14 protein-coding genes are annotated in these 15,970 nt (G+C 62.7%); 10 read left to right on the top strand and 4 right to left on the bottom strand.

Going from position 1 to position 15,970, the window contains the following annotated elements:
• Positions 1-38 precede the first annotated feature (38 nt).
• From PWJ82_RS08690 to PWJ82_RS08700, 3 genes are all read left to right on the top strand, one after another.
• Positions 39-863: a type ISP restriction/modification enzyme gene (locus PWJ82_RS08690; RefSeq protein WP_274736242.1), complete on the top strand. Its 825-nt coding sequence runs from the start codon at positions 39-41 to the stop codon at positions 861-863.
• A gap of 75 nt (positions 864-938) precedes the next feature.
• The gene (locus PWJ82_RS08695; RefSeq protein WP_274736244.1) at positions 939-3,062 is read left to right on the top strand and encodes a DNA gyrase/topoisomerase IV subunit B; all 2,124 of its coding nucleotides are present in this window, start codon (positions 939-941) and stop codon (positions 3,060-3,062) included.
• 55 nt (positions 3,063-3,117) lie between these two features.
• Positions 3,118-4,152, top strand: coding sequence for a hypothetical protein (locus PWJ82_RS08700; RefSeq protein WP_016442644.1), 1,035 nt, complete (start codon positions 3,118-3,120; stop codon positions 4,150-4,152).
• 81 nt (positions 4,153-4,233) lie between these two features.
• On the opposite strand, the gene PWJ82_RS08705 is transcribed toward PWJ82_RS08700, so the two are convergent.
• Entirely contained in the window at positions 4,234-6,666 is a 2,433-nt protein-coding gene (locus PWJ82_RS08705; protein WP_274736246.1) for a DNA gyrase/topoisomerase IV subunit A, read from the bottom strand.
• A gap of 77 nt (positions 6,667-6,743) precedes the next feature.
• Between PWJ82_RS08705 and PWJ82_RS08710 the strand changes: the two genes are divergently transcribed.
• On the top strand, positions 6,744-7,916 hold the full coding sequence (locus PWJ82_RS08710; RefSeq protein ID WP_274736248.1) for an alkaline phosphatase family protein: 1,173 nt from the start codon (positions 6,744-6,746) through the stop codon (positions 7,914-7,916).
• A 75-nt stretch (positions 7,917-7,991) separates the two neighbouring features.
• Here PWJ82_RS08710 and sepH read toward each other — a convergent pair whose 3' ends face one another.
• Positions 7,992-9,239 carry a septation protein SepH gene (gene sepH, locus PWJ82_RS08715; protein WP_274736250.1) on the bottom strand — a complete coding sequence of 416 codons (1,248 nt, stop codon included), beginning with the start codon at positions 9,237-9,239 and terminating at the stop codon, positions 7,992-7,994.
• 225 nt (positions 9,240-9,464) lie between these two features.
• Between sepH and PWJ82_RS08720 the strand changes: the two genes are divergently transcribed.
• The 4 genes from PWJ82_RS08720 to PWJ82_RS08735 all read left to right on the top strand — a co-directional run bounded on the left by PWJ82_RS08720 (position 9,465) and on the right by PWJ82_RS08735 (position 11,624).
• Positions 9,465-9,764 (top strand): DUF4193 domain-containing protein, encoded by a 300-nt coding sequence (locus PWJ82_RS08720; protein ID WP_016442648.1) that lies wholly within the window; start codon positions 9,465-9,467, stop codon positions 9,762-9,764.
• 124 nt (positions 9,765-9,888) lie between these two features.
• Positions 9,889-10,638, top strand: a complete 750-nt coding sequence (locus PWJ82_RS08725; protein ID WP_274736251.1) for a DUF3710 domain-containing protein — start codon at positions 9,889-9,891, stop codon at positions 10,636-10,638.
• 6 nt (positions 10,639-10,644) lie between these two features.
• The gene (locus tag PWJ82_RS08730; RefSeq protein ID WP_016442650.1) at positions 10,645-10,896 is read left to right on the top strand and encodes a hypothetical protein; all 252 of its coding nucleotides are present in this window, start codon (positions 10,645-10,647) and stop codon (positions 10,894-10,896) included.
• Between the two features lie 29 nt (positions 10,897-10,925).
• Positions 10,926-11,624 (top strand): DUF3159 domain-containing protein, encoded by a 699-nt coding sequence (locus PWJ82_RS08735; protein ID WP_274736253.1) that lies wholly within the window; start codon positions 10,926-10,928, stop codon positions 11,622-11,624.
• On the opposite strand, the gene PWJ82_RS08740 is transcribed toward PWJ82_RS08735, so the two are convergent.
• Together PWJ82_RS08740 and PWJ82_RS08745 are read right to left on the bottom strand one after the other, a co-directional pair.
• Positions 11,576-12,298 (bottom strand): potassium channel family protein, encoded by a 723-nt coding sequence (locus PWJ82_RS08740; RefSeq protein WP_016442652.1) that lies wholly within the window; start codon positions 12,296-12,298, stop codon positions 11,576-11,578. The genes PWJ82_RS08735 and PWJ82_RS08740 overlap by 49 nt on opposite strands.
• Positions 12,295-12,942 carry a potassium channel family protein gene (locus PWJ82_RS08745; RefSeq protein WP_016442653.1) on the bottom strand — a complete coding sequence of 216 codons (648 nt, stop codon included), beginning with the start codon at positions 12,940-12,942 and terminating at the stop codon, positions 12,295-12,297. The genes PWJ82_RS08740 and PWJ82_RS08745 overlap by 4 nt, the downstream gene beginning before the upstream one ends.
• A 54-nt stretch (positions 12,943-12,996) precedes the next feature.
• Between PWJ82_RS08745 and PWJ82_RS08750 the strand changes: the two genes are divergently transcribed.
• The gene (locus tag PWJ82_RS08750) at positions 12,997-14,781 is read left to right on the top strand and encodes a hypothetical protein (protein WP_274736255.1); all 1,785 of its coding nucleotides are present in this window, start codon (positions 12,997-12,999) and stop codon (positions 14,779-14,781) included.
• Complete coding sequence (locus PWJ82_RS08755) at positions 14,778-15,917, top strand: class I SAM-dependent RNA methyltransferase (RefSeq protein WP_274736256.1); 1,140 nt, start codon at positions 14,778-14,780, stop codon at positions 15,915-15,917. The genes PWJ82_RS08750 and PWJ82_RS08755 overlap by 4 nt, the downstream gene beginning before the upstream one ends.
• Positions 15,918-15,970 lie beyond the last annotated feature (53 nt).

The following is a 15,970-nucleotide window of genomic DNA, read 5'->3' on the forward strand; positions in this document are numbered from 1 at the left end:
TCGAGGATAGGTAAGAGTTGATTCGAAAGGTACCCGCGATGGTCGCCTTTGTGCATGCCGACACGAGGATCACCGCGGGATACAGATACACCACACTAACGGACGCAACCCTTCTTGAGATGCTGGAAAGTGCCGGAACTCCGGAAGAATTCTCCGGATCTTTCGATTTCTCACGGCCCATTTCCGAGCAAGTACCGCAGCGGATTGGGGACTACCGCCGCCGCGACAACATCACAGATGGCACACTCAATGCCTATCGCGAGCATTACAAGGATGAGAAGATCGAGAAGGAGGATATCTTCTTCTACGTCTACGCACTCCTCCATCATGAGGATTACCGGGAACGCTATGCGGCTGATCTCAAGAAGATGCTGCCTCGTATCCCCAAAGTCACGGATTTCTGGTCCTACAGCAATATCGGCCGCGAGCTTGCTGAACTGCACGTCAATTACGAAAACCTGGAGGCATACCCCAGCATCCAGGAAGTAGAGGGCATGAGTCCCACGATTGATGACTGGAACAAATACCGTGTCACGAAACTTGCGTGGGGTAAGGGCCACGGAGGCAGCAAGGACATGACCTGCCTGATCTACAACGATTACCTCAAGATCACCGGTATCCCGGAAGAAGCCAATACCTATAAGATCGGCGGGCGTAGCCCCCTGGAATGGATGATTGACCGCTACCAGTTCACAACTGATAAAAAGACTGGCATCGTTAACGACCCGAATGACTATTGCTGGGAGATTGGCGACCCGGCCTACATCGCGAAACTTGTGGGCAAATTAGTGACAGTATCGATGCGGACCATCTCACTCACCCGCAGCCTGCCCGAATTCATCATCGATGAGGAGGCGCAGTAACGCTCATAGACAACACATAACGCGCACACGCGCGCCGCGGCGGCTCGCGAACAACCGTTCGCGTAAACTACCGGTGTGTCAACTTCCGAAGAATACTCAGCTCGTCATCTCCAAGTTCTCGAAGGCCTGGAAGCCGTCCGCAAACGCCCCGGCATGTACATCGGCTCCACGGATTCACGCGGACTCATGCACTGCCTCTGGGAAATCATCGACAACGGCATCGACGAAGCGCTGGAAGGATTCGCTACCCATATCACCGTCACCCTGTACGCCGACGGTTCGGTTGAGGTAACCGACGACGGCCGCGGTGTCCCCGTGGATACCGTCCCCGGAGTGGGGCTTTCCGGAGTGGAAGTTGTGTATACCCGCCTGCATGCCGGCGGGAAATTCGGAGGCGGATCCTATTCCGCCTCGGGCGGCCTCCACGGCGTAGGTGCCTCGGTGGTCAATGCCCTCTCCGCCCGCATGGACGTGAAAGTCCGGCGCGGCGGCAAGATCTACCAAATGCAATTCAAGCGCGGGGAACCCGGGCGTTTCCAGGACGACGCCCAGCCCTCCCCGGAAGCACCTTTCGAAGCTTTCACCCACGGCAGCGAACTCGATATAGTCGGAAAAGTAGCGAAGAAAAACACCGGAACATCCGTGCGCTACTGGGCTGACCCCCAGATTTTCCTGGCCGAAGCAGAATTCTCCTATGACCTGCTCACCGAACGGGTACGCCAATCCGCGTTCCTGGTGCCCGGCCTGACCATCACCATTCGCGATGAACGCGGCCTGGCGGGCACTCCGGGGGAGAACGGCCCCCACGAGGAAGTGTTCCACTACGAGGGCGGCGTCGTCGATTTTGCGGACTACCTGTCCACCGATCCGGCCCTCACCGCTACCATGCACCTCACGGGCAGCGAAACCTTCACCGAAAACGTGCAGGTCCTCGACCCGGAAAGCGGGCATTTGCGCGCCCAGGAAGTTGAACGCACCTGCGAAGTGGATGTGGCCCTGCGGTGGGGGACCGGATATGACACCACCACCGAATCCTTTGTGAACATTATTCGCACGCCCGGGGGAGGTGCGCACCAGAGCGGCTTCGAACAGGGCGTGGTGAAAACCCTGCGGGCCCTGATCGACACCAATTCGCGGCGCCTCAAGCTCACCGCCAAAGATGCCAAAATCGAGAAAGACGATATTTTGGCCGGGATGACCGCGGTTGTCACGGTCCGGTTAGCCGAACCCCAATTCGAGGGACAAACGAAGGAGATCCTGGGGACTGCGGCAGTGCGCCCCATTGTGGCGCGCGTCGTCGCCGCACAACTCCACAGTATCCTGGCGTCCACGAAACGCGACCAAAAAACCGAAACCTCCAGGCTCCTCGAAAAAATCGTGGCGGAAATGCGGGCGCGGGTGGCCGCGCGCGTCCACAAGGAAATCTCGCGGCGCAAAAACGCGCTCGAAAATTCCACTCTGCCCGCCAAGCTCGCCGATTGCCGCAGCGATGATATTGAGCACACCGAACTTTTTATCGTCGAGGGAGATTCGGCGCTGGGCACCGCGAAGTTGGCGCGTTCCTCGGAGTTCCAGGCCCTGCTACCCATCCGTGGGAAAATCCTCAACGTCCAGCGTGCCTCGCCGGCCGATATTCTGCGCAACCAGGAAGTTTCTTCCATTATTCAGGTGGTCGGGGCCGGTTCCGGGCGCACTTTTGACCTCGCGGCAGCGCGGTACGGGAAAATTATTATGATGACGGATGCGGACGTGGACGGCGCCCATATCCGCACCCTGCTGCTCACGCTTTTCTTCCGCTATATGCGTCCCCTCGTGGAAGCCGGGCGGGTTTTCGCGGCGGTGCCGCCACTGCACCGCATCGAGGTGGCCGGGCGTGGCGGGAAAAAGGGCTCGTATATTTATACCTATTCCGAAGAAGAATTGCATCGGGAACTCAAGAAGCTCGAACGCGCCGGGAAAAGCTATAAGGAACCCATCCAGCGTTACAAGGGCCTGGGGGAGATGGACGCGCACCAGCTCGCTGAAACAACCATGGATCCGGCCCACCGCACCCTGCGGCGTATCCGCATCGAGGACGAAGCTGCGCTGCGGGAAGCCGAGTCCGTTTTTGAAGTATTGATGGGTAACGAGGTGGCCCCGCGGCGCGAATTTATTGTCGAGGGCGCCGACGATATCTCCTACGACAAGATCGATGCCTAAGATTCCGGGCCCGCGCTTCGCTACACTTGAGAGTCATACCCGTAAAGGAGGGCTCATGGGTAACGGCGCGATACGGTGGAGCGATCTCACAGCGGCGGATGGCCGCGCGATTTTCACGCTGCTGGATACTCACCAAAGCACCGTGAACTCCAGCTTCCGCACCTCACGCGAAGAAATCGATCTCATGTTTGAGCCCTCGGTTCCGCATAGTGTTTTTGGGTGGTACGACGACGCAGTACCGGTCCGGCGCCTTCTTGCTTTCGGTATCGTGCGCCTGTACGATGCCCGCACCGCGCATCCCACGGTTACCCTCTCGGCCAGCGTGCACCCCGGGCTGAGCCCGGAGCTGCGCGAACAGGCAGCTCGCGGGGTGCTCGCCGAACAATTGCGCCGGGCTCCGGCCCTGGCGGCCGGAACCCTGCACCCCGTGGCCGTGGCGAATGTGGAAAGTTGGGATCCGGAACGGGGGAGGGCCCTGGCGGCTGCTGGCTTCACCGACCGGCTCTCCTATCTGCAAATGCGCCGGCCGCTCACGCGTGGGCCGCTGCCTCTGCCGCCTTCCGCGCATGCTGAGAACAATGGGGTGGAGTTAGTTCCTCTCACACCCGATTGGGACGACGCCGCGCTTCTTGCCCACAATTCTTTTTACGCAGATAAATTGAATTACCCGATTTACACCCGGGAGCAGTGGCGTATTGAATGCGCTTTTATGCGCCGGGAATGGAGTTTCCTGGCGGTTGATACCCGCGGGGATCGCCCCCGGGTACTCGGGTGCATTATGACCGCAGCCTATGAGCAGGACTGGCCCGGCCTGGGATTCTGTGAGGGCTATGTTGATGAGCTCGCGGTGCGGGCGGAAAGCCCGGACGGGGTCAATGCCCGCCTGCTGGCTGCCAGTATTGCCGCCCAGGCGGAGAGCGGCATGGATGCCACCACGTTGGATCTCACCGTGCACTACGAGCCGGACGGCACCTGCCTGACCCCCGACAGTGCGGCGCGCCTGAGCCTGTATGAAAGCTTCGGCTTCGAAGTCACCGAACGCACCCGGGTAGTGCACCACCCGCTTCCGGATCTGCCGGCGCGCTCGTAAGGAGCCGCGTTCCGCGGCGGCGCGCGGTGCCTAGCTGCGTGCGAAAGCACGTGCGCCAAGGCGGCCGCTCGCGCCGCGTGGCTAGCTTCCGATAGCGGCAACCGGGACCGTCAGGGCACTGCCCGAAGCATCCCGCTTCTCTTCAACCTCGGGTAGCTGAACCGGCTGGCCGGAGGCCGTGATGGCGCGCAGTGGCTCCGGGCCGATAGCGGCCAGTGCCACAACATTTTCCCCCCGCAGGAAACGCTGGGCGCGCACCCCGCCCGTACCCCGGCCTTTTGCCGGGAAACGATCCAGGGGCGTGACCTTGGCACTACCCGGTTCGGTACCCGGGAGGGCCTGTGCATTCGAGGCAATCGTGACCACCAGGGAACCGGCAAGATCATCACCGGGCACCACCCCGAGGGCAATGACCTGGGCATCTTCCGCGCAGCGAATCCCGGCAATACCCTGACCGGCCCGGCCCTGCGGGCGCACCAATGATGCCTCAAAGCGCAATAACTGCGCATCGCTCGTGATAAGAACCACCTGGTCGGTATCGCGGGCCAGCGCGCAGCCCACCACGCTATCGCCTTCCGCCAGGGTAATAACTTCCCAGCTCTCCTTATTCGGGTACACGCCGTTCACCCGCTTAATCCGCCCGTGCGCGGTGGCCAAGGTGAGCACCGGATCACCCTCGGCGGCGGTAAGCGGGGCCAGCCCGATGACACGCTCCCCGGAATCTAGAGAAATCAGATCCACTACAGGGGTGCCACCGGCCAGCGAGGGAGCCCCCGCGGTATCCGGAAGTGCGGGGACGGTAAGTACATCCAGGTCGATCATGCGCCCGTGGCTCGTCAACACGCCGATATGCCCGCGGGCCGTGGCAGCAACCCGCGAAATAATCGCATCGTGGGCCCGGCGCGGGCCGCCGCGCTCGGGAGCATCGCCGCTTGCGGTGCGCGCCACCAGCCCCGTTCCCGAGAGCAGCACCCAGGTCGGATCATCGGAGATCTCCAGGGGGAGAGCTTGCGGTGCCGCGGCGCTGGCCACTCCGTCCGATTCCAGCAGCACGGTGCGCCGCGGAGTCCCGAATTGCTGGGCCACCTCCGTCATCTCAGTGGCCACTACCTCACGTAAACGCTCGGGCGACCCCAAGATTTCTTCCAGCTCCGCGATGGTGCGCTCCAACTCCTCGCGACGCCCTTCCAGCTCAATTTGGGAGTACTTCGTGAGGCGGCGCAGCCGCAGCTCCAAAATATAATCAGCCTGAGCCTCGGACAGATCAAAAACCGCCATGAGCCGCTCGCGGGCCGCCGCGGTATCATCCGAAGAACGAATAACCGCGATCACCTCATCAATATTGAGGACGGCAATAAGTAGGCCCTCCACCAGGTGCAGATCAGATTGCGCGGCCCGTAAACGGTGCTCACTACGCCGGCGCGTCACCGTGATACGGTGCTCAATCCACACCCGCAGCAGCTCCAGCAGTCCCAGGGTTTGCGGCTGTCCATCAACCAAAGCCACATTATTAATCCCGAAAGAATCCTCGAGCGGAGTGTGCTGGTACAGCTGGGCGAGTACCGCTTCGGGGTGGAACCCATTTTTTACTTCGACGACGAGCCGCATGCCGTGGTGTCGGTCGGTCAGGTTTTGAACCCCGGAGACACCCTGGATTTTCTTGGCGTTAACGGCGTCCTTGAGCTTGTCAATGATCTTTTCCGGACCCACAAGATAGGGCAGCTCCGTAATAACAATGCCGCGCTTACGGGCGCTGATTTTTTCGATACGCGCCGTCGCCCGGGTACGGAAAATACCGCGCCCGCTTTCGTACGCTTCCCGGATACCATCCAGGCCAATAATTTTGCCGCCTTCGGGCAGGTCCGGGCCGGGGATAAAACGCATAATATCCTCGAGGCTCGCATCCGGGTGGCGCAGCAGGTGCTTCGCCCCGTTAATAACCTCAATAAGATTATGCGGCGGAATATTCGTGGCCATCCCCACCGCGATGCCGGAAGAACCATTGACCAACAAATTCGGGATCGCGGCCGGGAGCACCTCGGGCTGTTGGAGCGTGTTGTCATAATTGGGGACCATATCGACAACGTCCTCGTCGAGCGAGGAAATCATTGCCATGGCCGGGGCAGCTAGGCGTGCCTCGGTATAGCGCGAGGCAGCTGGCCCGTCGTCGAGCGAACCGAAATTACCGTGACCGTCCACCAGCGGTAGCCGCATGGTGAAAGGCTGGGCGAGGCGCACCATCGCATCATAAATAGCGGTATCACCGTGGGGGTGGAGGCGTCCCATCACGTCACCCACCACACGCGAAGATTTCACGTGCGCGCGGTCGGGGCGCAGGCCCATCTGCCCCATCTGGAAGAGAATACGGCGCTGCACCGGCTTGAGACCGTCACGAGCATCGGGCAGAGCACGCGCGTAAATCACCGAGTAGGAATACTCGAGGAAGGAGGTGCGCATCTCCTCCGACACGTTAATATCGACGATATGTTCCGCGGGGCTCGTATTCTTGGGCATTGCTCAATTATCCCGCTTTTTGGCCGCGCGCGGGGCGGCGGCACAGGAGTGTCGGGGCGGAAAGTAGACTGAGAGGCATGACTGAGCTTCCTGTGTTGCCCGGGGCGCGCTCCCTGCGTGCCGTCTTGGGTGAATGTTTAGCCGCCTGCGGGGTGCTGCCCGAACCGGAAAACCCGGCGGCTGAAACGGAACGGGTGGATGGCCCCACAGCGGGCCGGGCGAGCGTGCTGGACTTGCCGCCGGCCAGCCGGGTCTGCCTCGTCCTCGTGGACGGCCTGGGGGCGGAAAACCTGGCGGCGCGCATCGGCCACGCACCCACCCTGCGTGCCTTGACCGCGCGCGAACCACTCACTTCCACGGCACCGTCCACCACCGCCGCCGCCCTCACCACCCTGGGTACCGGGGCGCTTCCCGGGCGCACATCGATGCTGTCCTACTCCCTGCGTTCCCCGCGTACCGGCCGTAATTTCTCCCTGATTAGCTGGGAGGATAGCGGGCTCGACCCGGAAGAATGGCAGCCGGTGCCCACCTGGGCGCAGCGCCTGGAAGCCGCCCGCCCCGGCACGGCCACGCAGCTGGGTGCCATCCAGGATCCGGACCATATCGGCTCGGGGCTAACCTGGGCCGCTTGGCGCGGCTTTACCGCGATCGGGGGGCCGGCCCTCGATGACCGGGTCCACCTAGCCGCTCGCTTCCTGCGCGAGGGTGGGCGTTTCGCCTACCTGTACTGGGGGGAAGTTGATCACCGCGGGCACCGCTGGGGAGCCACCAGTGAGGAATGGACCATGGCGCTCGAAGATTTGGACGCCGGTATCCGCCTGCTCACCCGGCTGCTGCCCCCGGATACTCTGCTGGTCCTCACCGCTGATCACGGCATGGTTGATCCGAGTGAACGCATCGATGTAGCTACCACGCCGGCCCTGAGCGAAGGCGTGGACCTATATTCGGGGGAAGAACGCGCGGTGCATCTTTACACCCGGGAACCGGAAAAAGTGGCGGCGCGCTGGCGGGACTACCTCGGGGACCGATCCTGGGTGTACACCAAAGAAGAAGCAATCGCGACCGGCATGTTCGGGCCGGTCACCGCGCAGGCACGCGAAGCTATGGGGGATGTGCTCGCTTTCCAGCGTGGCCGTCTGAGCGTGGTCCACACCGGGCAAATGCAGCCGGGGGCCACCTTTATGCGCGGGGTCCACGGTTCGCTTACCCCCACGGAGATGCTTATTCCCCTGCTCCTGGAGCTCAAGTAGCGCCGGAATGCGTAGCGGTGCGCGCGCTCGCGGGTACACGTGGTGCTAGCACGCTAGCACGGGCGCCCGCCCAAGCTAGTCTTTTTTACCGAAGACAATCTCATCCCAGGACGGCATGGTCGGCCGATCGGTGCGCTTGCGCCCGCGCCGTGCATCGGTAGCTGCCTGCGCTGTTTTCTCTGGCGCACTTGCCGGCGCGGTTTTTTCGGCAGCCGGCACGCTAGCCGAGGCAGCGCCAGCCGCACCGCTCGCCTCAGTTGAGGCATCGGACGGTCCGCCATCGGCATCGGAGGCAGCACCCGCACCAGAAACCGTGCCCGCGGCTGAGCCAGCGGCCCCGCTCTCATCTGAAACGGAAGCCGGGCGGAGCACCGGGGTCTGGGTGAGTTCCTCGGGCTCCAGCAGCGCCCGCTGACCGGGTAGCTGCCCCTCGCGCGAGGGCAGGGAAACGATGGTGGCCGGAGCCCGCAGCTCCTCCTCATCTTCGGGAGCCCGGTGTGCCCCGTCCCATTCATCGGGATCGATATCATGATCGGCATCCGGCATGGGGCGTGACTTACCCCGCTGGGAATCAAGCGAGGCCAGCACCTCATCAATAGACGCGCGCGCCGGGGGAGTATCCGCCGCGCTCGGGAGGGCAGCGGGGGAGGCCGGTACCGCGGCGGGAACCGCCGCGGGCGGCGTCGTACCGGAAAAAACAGGATCCGCAGTTCCTGCCACCACCGCGGGAGTGTGATCCGGGCGCCACGGGCCCGCATCTGCCGTGAGGGAAGTTTCCGACAGCCACGAGGCCTCATCATTGCGGGCCTGAAGAGCATGGCGATCCGTGTCGATAAACCAGCGGGCCTCGTGCTCGCGCCCGGCGGACACGAAGCGCACAATCAGCGCCCAGGGTTGCCCAGCCTCACGCACCGCATCCCAGGTGATCGAGGCGGTATCCACATCGCGGGCAACGAGACGGGATGTGACGAGTTCTTCAACTGTGAAACCGCCCACGTCGCGCCCGAGAGTGTAGTTACGGGCCTGCGCGGCGGTGTAGTTACGTTCAGCAATAATGGGATACGCCAGGGCGGAGATGCGTGAGGGAGGTAGCGCGGCCATCTCGGAAATATCGTCCACGCTGCGGCCGGCACGCACGAGAGCTTGGATTTCACGCGGCCCCATCGGGGTGATCTCCTCATCGGGAGTGCTGGGACGGGGATCCTTGCGCAGGGCAGCACGCAGATCATCGGTGACGGGCAGCAGATAGCGATTGCCCTCCTCATCGTTGAGCGTGAGGTTGTGACCGTCGGGTTGCAAGCCGAGCAGCTCCAGCTTTTTCATCTTTTCCCTTACTCTTGGTACCACTCTTAGGGTGCCACCTCCGGGCCCGAAAAGCAGGTATTGGGCGCGGGTGTGTTTCCATGTGCCGCGCGTGCTGTTACACTAAGCGCGCAGTACCACCCGTCAGGACCATACGCGAGGGCGGAAAGATCCGTTTCTCGCGGGTGGACGCCGGTTCGTGCGGAATCCACCGCATGGACCCCGGCACTTTTGGAGAGTGACTTTATGGCAACAGATTACGATGCTCCGCGTAAGCAAGACGAGGAGCTCCGCGAGGATTCTTTCGAACAGCTCGCCGGGCGGCGCTCGGACCAGCAATCCGGCGCGGTTGATGAGGACGAGGTCGAAGCGGCCGAGGGCTTTGAGCTCCCCGGTGCGGACCTGTCCAATGTCGAGCTATCCGTCAATGTGATTCCGGCTCAGGATGATGAATTCACCTGCTCACAGTGCTTCCTGGTTCACCATCGCTCCCAATTGGATCACGTGGAAGACGGACTGCCCGTCTGCGTGGATTGCGCGGGCTAACTGGAAGTACGACGACGCCGCGGCCCTCGGGCCGCGGTATCTCACCACAGTGCATCTCAACACGGTGCGACTTCCCTCATTAGACTAGAGGAAATGAAGGAATCGGGACGAGGAGTATAAAGCTATGGCATGGTTCTCATGGCGGAAGAAAAACACGACCTCGGCATCGCAGCCGGTAGAGCGTGAAGAAACCGGCCAGAACCTCGCTGCGCAAAATTCCGGAGCGGCGGAAGGTAGCGTGGAGGCCACTGCCGGTGCTGAAGCTCCCGCTGCAGGCCCGAAGGAACGCGGCCCCTACGATGAATCCGAAGCCCCGGAGAACCCCGCTCTTATTGACGGCGGTGCGCTGCGACTACCGATTTTGCCCGATGCCACCATGCAATTCTCTGTGGATCGCGAACGTCAGGTCGTGCTCGGCGTGGTCTACGTGATGGGGGATTCCGCGGTGCAATTGCAGGTATTCGCCGCACCGAAATCCGCTAGCCTGTGGGAGGATATCCGGGTAGAAGTGATTTCCTCCATCGCCAATCAGGGTGGGCGTTTCCAGGAAGCTGAAGGGGAATACGGCCCCGAAATCCAGGCCCAGATGCCCGCGGAGAACGGTCGGGTACCGGTGCGCTTTATCGGTATTGACGGCCCGCGCTGGCTGCTGCGGGTAGCCGTGACCGGGCGCGGGGCGGTAGATCCGGAACGCGGTACCGAAGTACTCCACCGCGTCCTCGATGATCTGGTGGTTGTGCGCGGCACCCAAGCTATCCCGCCGCGCGAATTGCTTCCCCTCGCTCTTCCCCAGCAGGGTGAGCCGGAACCAGAAACTCCTGATACCGGCATCGAGCTCCCCAAGCGCGGCCCGGAAATCCAAGAGATCCACTAGATAGCTATGGCTACACCGGTGTGGGTGACGGGGGATATTATCGCCATCACGTACCCGGGCGCCCCCGGAGGGAATGGGGCCCATACCCCGGAAGTACGTATCGCTGTGGAAACCACCGCGGGGCTCCTCACCCTTATTTTCCAAGGGAGGCGCACCATCGACTGCGTGCGAGTTGGGGATCGTATTCGCGCTCGGATAGTGCCATTGCGGCGCAGGGGCGTGCTGGTAGCATATAACCCGGAATATATCGTGCTTTAGCGAGCACCCCTGAACAGCCGGGAGGCCACATGGATACCACCACACCCGGCGGCGGTCTGCGCGCGGTTCTCGGGGAAGAATTCGATGCCTGGAAAGCGATAGGTGGGGTGCGCGGTGTCATTGAAGCTAATGTTCCCGCCCTCGTTTTTGTCATTATTTATTTAGTTACCCGCAATATTCCCCTGGCGGTCCTCGTTCCTCTGGGCATGGCCGTTCTGGCTATTCTGGTGCGGCTCATGCAGCGGATCGACGTGATGCCGGCCCTCGGCGGGCTTTTTGTGGTTGGAATCTCGGCCTTTTTCGCCTGGCGCTCCGGACGCGCGGAAACCTATTTCCTTCCCGGTTTCCTCACCAATGCCGCTTACGCGGTAGGAGTGACTATTTCCCTTCTCATCCGCCGGCCCATCATGGGATATATTATCGGGATGCTGCGCGGGGATATTGCCTCGTGGCGCAGCGCCACCCACCCGGCCGCTCGGCTCACCTACCGGCGCTATACCCGCATTACATGGCTGTGGCTCGCCATGTTCGTCGGCCGCGTCGTCGTACAACTGCCCTTCTTTATCAGCGGCAATACCGCAGCGCTGGGCGTTATCAAAATTATTGCCGGGCCGGTGCTTTTCTGCCTTATCCTCTGGGCCACCTGGCTACTGGTACGTGGCCTGCCCCCGGCCAGCACCTACCTGGAGCCTTCCGAATCTACGGCGGCCTCTCCTTCCGCATCTTGAGCGGGGGCCGGGCGGGGCCGGAAATAGCTCTTGAGAGCGGACATATCCACATCGTCCCCGCCATCAATGAGGAGTACCTGATCATCCACATCCACGATTAAATCGGCATCGGCGGTCAGTGGCACACCATCACGAATAATGGCGTTAATGGCGACTCCGGAGGGCAGCTCAATATCGCTGATGGCGCTTCCCACCACCGGGGCATCGGCGGATACCGAAACCTGCCACAGGCTCGCCCCGCTGCGATGGAAACGCATGACCTGAGTGAGGGAGCCATCCGAGACCGCATCCTCCACCAGGGAGGCCATAATTCGCGGAGTGGAGACCGTGACATCCACACCCCAGGCATCGGTGAACAACCATTCATTACGCGGGTTATTGACACGCGCAATGGTGCGGGCGATGCCGAACTCGGTTTTTGCCAGCAAAGACACCACCAGATTTACCTTGTCATCCCCGGTGGCACACACGATAATATCGGCCTCCGCCGCGCCCGCTTCGCGCAGTGCGGGAACTTCGCAGGCGTCAGCCAGATGCCAATCCGCATCCGAAGCACTCGAAATACGCATAGCGGAGGGCTTTTTATCCACGATAGAGATCGAATGTTCGGATTTGAGAAGTTCGCGGGCCACCGACACCCCGACGGCGCCAGCCCCAATAATGAGAATATTCACTGCGCACCTTCCGATTTGAGCAGCATATGTTGTACGCCGGAGGCGTCCTCGGAAGCCACGAGCACTTTGAGAGTATCCCCGTCCTGGATCACGGTGTCACTGTGGGGGAGGAGCCCGGCCAGGCTACGGATAATATAGGCGACTCGCGCCCCGGTTTCGTCTTCCACATCCGCGACGGTGCGCCCGAACCAGCGCCGATCCACTGCAACTTCAATGAGGGAAATCCGGGCGAGGGGATCGCGGAATTCGTGGTGGGGTCCCAGCGGAATGAGTTCACGCAGCACCCGGTCCGCCGTCCAGCGCACCGGGGCGACCGTGGCGATCCCGAGCCGTTCGTAGATAATCGCGCGAGTGGGATCGTAGACACGAGCCACCACATTGGTGAGTCCGAAAGTTTCGCGCGCCACCCGGGCGGCGATGATATTCGAGTTATCGCCCGAGGAAACGGCGGCGAAGCCGGCGGCGTCGTCGATATTTGCGCGCGCTAAAACATCACGATCAAAACCGACGCCGGTGATCTGCTGCCCCGGGAAATCTTCGGGGAGCTTGCGGAAAGCTTCAGCATCCTGGTCGATAATGGCCACCGAATGGCCGATGGCGGAAAGCGAGAGCGCCAGTGCGGCACCCACGCGCCCGCATCCCATAATTACGAAGTGCACTACATTACGCTACCGCAAAGCGGGTACCGTATCCTAGTGATGAGAAAATTATCGTTCCTGGGGATGTCCCAGTACGTGGGCGCGGCTACCTGCGTCTGCCTGGCGGTGGTCTTGCTCCCACGCAGTATTCAACGCGGGGCACCGTTCGCGAACCCCACCCTCGTGGGCGCCATGGCGCTGGCGGGGGCCGCGGTGCTTGCGCTCGTGGTGGCGGCCACCATCGCAGCATCCCGCGTCCTGCCCGGCAAAGCCGCGCACCAGGTGGTCTCCCGCTATATTTCCCCGGCTTTTGGCACGGTTGCCGCTGCCGCACGTTTCGCGGCTTTCGCGCTGCTCCTGGTCCTGGCCGCCGGCCTGGTAGGTATGGCGGTGAATGCGCTCACCCCGTTGGCGGTGGACGGGCGTCTCATTCAGATCCCGCTGGTCGTGGTCTGTGCCCTACCCGCACTGCTGCATTGGCGTCTACCGCTGGCGGGCGCCTTGCTCGCCGTGCTCGCGGCCAGCGGGGTGATTATTGCAACGCTCATCACCGGGCTGGTGCGCGAGGCCCGCGGCACTGTCTCCCTCGCGGATCTCATCACCAACCGCGCCGAAGAACTACCCGGTTCCCAAGCTATCCACCCGCTCGGAAATACTTTTGTCATTATGTGCTTCCTGGCCGCGGTGGTCCTTCTGGTTGGTGGGCGCATCGGTACCGGGCGCGAACGTTTCTTAGGGCCGCGCGCCCTGAGCACCATTGCCGGTGTTGCCGCGGTGGTGCTTTCGGGCACGTTCTATCTGGAAATGCGCTTGGATATCCTCACGGTCCCGGTGGGCCTACCCAGTATCGTTATGGGTACGGCATTTTGGGGAAGTACCGGGCGTATCGTCACCGCGATTGCCTTCGGCTTCCTCGGGTTAGTCTGCGTTTTCGTGGTGTACGAACGTCTCCCGCGCCTGTTGCGGGAACTTGCATTCGACGGCGCCCTGCCCGCTCGCCTCGCCGCCCCGGAAGCTTCCCGGGCCCGCAGTGGTGTTGTGCTGCTGGTTGCGGTTCTCGCTGGCGCTCTCGGGGTATTTTTGTCGACGACGCACGCCGGTGTCGTCGCCCTTGTCTTTGTATGTTTCCTTATTTTTACGCTGCATTGCGCGGCGCTCTCCCTGCGCGGTGGGCAGATCCTTAAAACCTCGGAGCGGCGGGAGGAACGCCGGGCCGCGCATGCCTCGCGCTGGGGTTTCGCTTTCTTCGCGCTGGCGGGATTCGCTGTTCTCCTCGTCACGGTGGCCATGCAGCCGGCCTGGACCCTTACCTCGCTAGCGGCGGTGGCGGTGCCTACGGCGGGGATGCTCATCGCCCAGCGCGGGCGCGGAAAGATGAGCGCCCACCTCAAACCCTTGGATGTGGGAGCGGGGCGGAGACTTCCGGTCCGTACCCACGCGGTGGTGTTGGTTCAAGAACTCAATTTGCCGACTTTGCGGGCGGTTACCTACGCACGTGCGTTGCGGCCTTCTACCTTGACCGCGCTTACCGTGGACCTGAGCGAAAGCCGTACCGCCGCGCTGCGCGCCGCCTGGAGCCAATCCCAATTGCCGGTGGGCCTGACCGTGCTGGGCAGCCCCACGAGCGGGGCGCGCGGGCCGCTCGTGGACTATATTCGGTTCCTTCTCGACACTCACCCGCAGGATATTGTGCTGGTTATCGCGCCGAAAGTGGTATCCACGACCCTGTGGCACCGGGTGTACCTGCGCCGATCCGTACCCCCACTTTTCGCTGACCTGTCCTATGACTCGCGCCTCATGCTGGTGCAAGTTCCCTACCAAATCCATTCGGGAGAAGACCTGTGACCACCCCTGCTGCTCAAGCTCATTATTCGACCGTCGATATCACCCTGGAAGATATCGGCCAGGGCGGTATTGCCATCGGGCGTGCCGAGGGCAAAGCGATTCTGGCTCGCTTCGGGCTGCCCGGGGAACGCGTGCGGGTTGCCCTTACCGAGGAACGCGCCCGCTTCGCCCGCGGGGATGTGATTGAGGTACTCGGCGATCCGTCGCCGTACCGGCAGGCCCATCCGTGGCCGGAAGCCGGACCCGGGGGAGTGGGTGGTGCAGACCTGGGACACGTTGTGTTTGACTACCAGCACGAGTGGAAAACCCGGGTCCTGAGCTCAACTCTCCGTAGGATTGGTGGCCAAGCTCTCAGTGATCATCTGGAAACGCAGGGGATCGTTCCTGCGGTCACGGCTCTGGAATCCGACCGTGCTAGCGGCGGCTGGGCGAGCCGTACTCGCATTGACGTGACCGTGACTTCGGGACGTTTCGGAATGTTCCGCGAAGGCAGCCGCGAGGTTCTGCCCATCACTTCTATGCCCCTCGCCGTCAAGGAGATCGCGGAGCTGGGGCTGTGGGACGGAAGCTACCTCACCCGACTCGCCCGCAGCCTCGGCCCGCTGCGCGATGGGCAGCGGGTGCGTATCCTCGCGCCTTCGGCCAGTCCGGTCGCGGTGAGCCTGGGCGGGCGCACCTTCGATGCGACCGGTGCAGAATCCTCCCCCTTCGTGCGTGAAGAGGTGCGCGTGGGGGAGGAGAACTACCGCTACCGGGTGCGGGCCTCCGGTTTTTGGCAGGTGCATCGCGAGGCGCCAGCTATTCTTATCGATCTGGTGACCCGCGCTGCCGGCGCGGAGCCCGGCGACCATATTCTCGAACTCTACGCGGGTGCCGGTTTGCTTACCGTGCCGCTGGCTCGCGCGGTCGGGGAAACCGGCCGGGTGGAAAGCCTCGAAGGTGCGCGTACTGCGGTGGAGGACGCCCGGGCAAATCTGCGGCCCTACCCGTGGGCGCGTGCCCGTACCGCTGCTATTTCCGCGCGTGATATCGACGACGCCGATCTTCTCCTCGCCGATCCTCCCCGGAGCGGCTTGGGAATCGCGGGGGGGCGGGGCGGGCGCGGGCTGCGGGGCCGGCGCGGTGTTGTGGGGTAGTGGGGACCGGGCGCGGTGGCCCGGGATGGGGGCGCGTGGGGGGGGCGCGGGGG

The sequence above is a fragment of the Actinotignum schaalii genome (assembly GCF_028864145.1).
Classification (GTDB): domain Bacteria; phylum Actinomycetota; class Actinomycetes; order Actinomycetales; family Actinomycetaceae; genus Actinotignum; species Actinotignum schaalii_B.

What these genes read in the sequence shown, in the direction of transcription:
- PWJ82_RS08690 (WP_274736242.1), top strand. Translation starts at nt 39, where the DNA reads ATGGTCGCCTTTGTGCATGCCGACACGAGGATCACCGCGGGATACAGA.
- PWJ82_RS08700 (WP_016442644.1), top strand. Translation starts at nt 3,118, where the DNA reads ATGGGTAACGGCGCGATACGGTGGAGCGATCTCACAGCGGCGGATGGC.
- PWJ82_RS08705 (WP_274736246.1), bottom strand. Translation starts at nt 6,666, where the DNA reads ATGCCCAAGAATACGAGCCCCGCGGAACATATCGTCGATATTAACGTG.
- PWJ82_RS08710 (WP_274736248.1), top strand. Translation starts at nt 6,744, where the DNA reads ATGACTGAGCTTCCTGTGTTGCCCGGGGCGCGCTCCCTGCGTGCCGTC.
- sepH (WP_274736250.1), bottom strand. Translation starts at nt 9,239, where the DNA reads ATGAAAAAGCTGGAGCTGCTCGGCTTGCAACCCGACGGTCACAACCTC.
- PWJ82_RS08720 (WP_016442648.1), top strand. Translation starts at nt 9,465, where the DNA reads ATGGCAACAGATTACGATGCTCCGCGTAAGCAAGACGAGGAGCTCCGC.
- PWJ82_RS08725 (WP_274736251.1), top strand. Translation starts at nt 9,889, where the DNA reads ATGGCATGGTTCTCATGGCGGAAGAAAAACACGACCTCGGCATCGCAG.
- PWJ82_RS08730 (WP_016442650.1), top strand. Translation starts at nt 10,645, where the DNA reads ATGGCTACACCGGTGTGGGTGACGGGGGATATTATCGCCATCACGTAC.
- PWJ82_RS08735 (WP_274736253.1), top strand. Translation starts at nt 10,926, where the DNA reads ATGGATACCACCACACCCGGCGGCGGTCTGCGCGCGGTTCTCGGGGAA.
- PWJ82_RS08745 (WP_016442653.1), bottom strand. Translation starts at nt 12,942, where the DNA reads ATGGGATGCGGGCGCGTGGGTGCCGCACTGGCGCTCTCGCTTTCCGCC.
- PWJ82_RS08750 (WP_274736255.1), top strand. Translation starts at nt 12,997, where the DNA reads ATGAGAAAATTATCGTTCCTGGGGATGTCCCAGTACGTGGGCGCGGCT.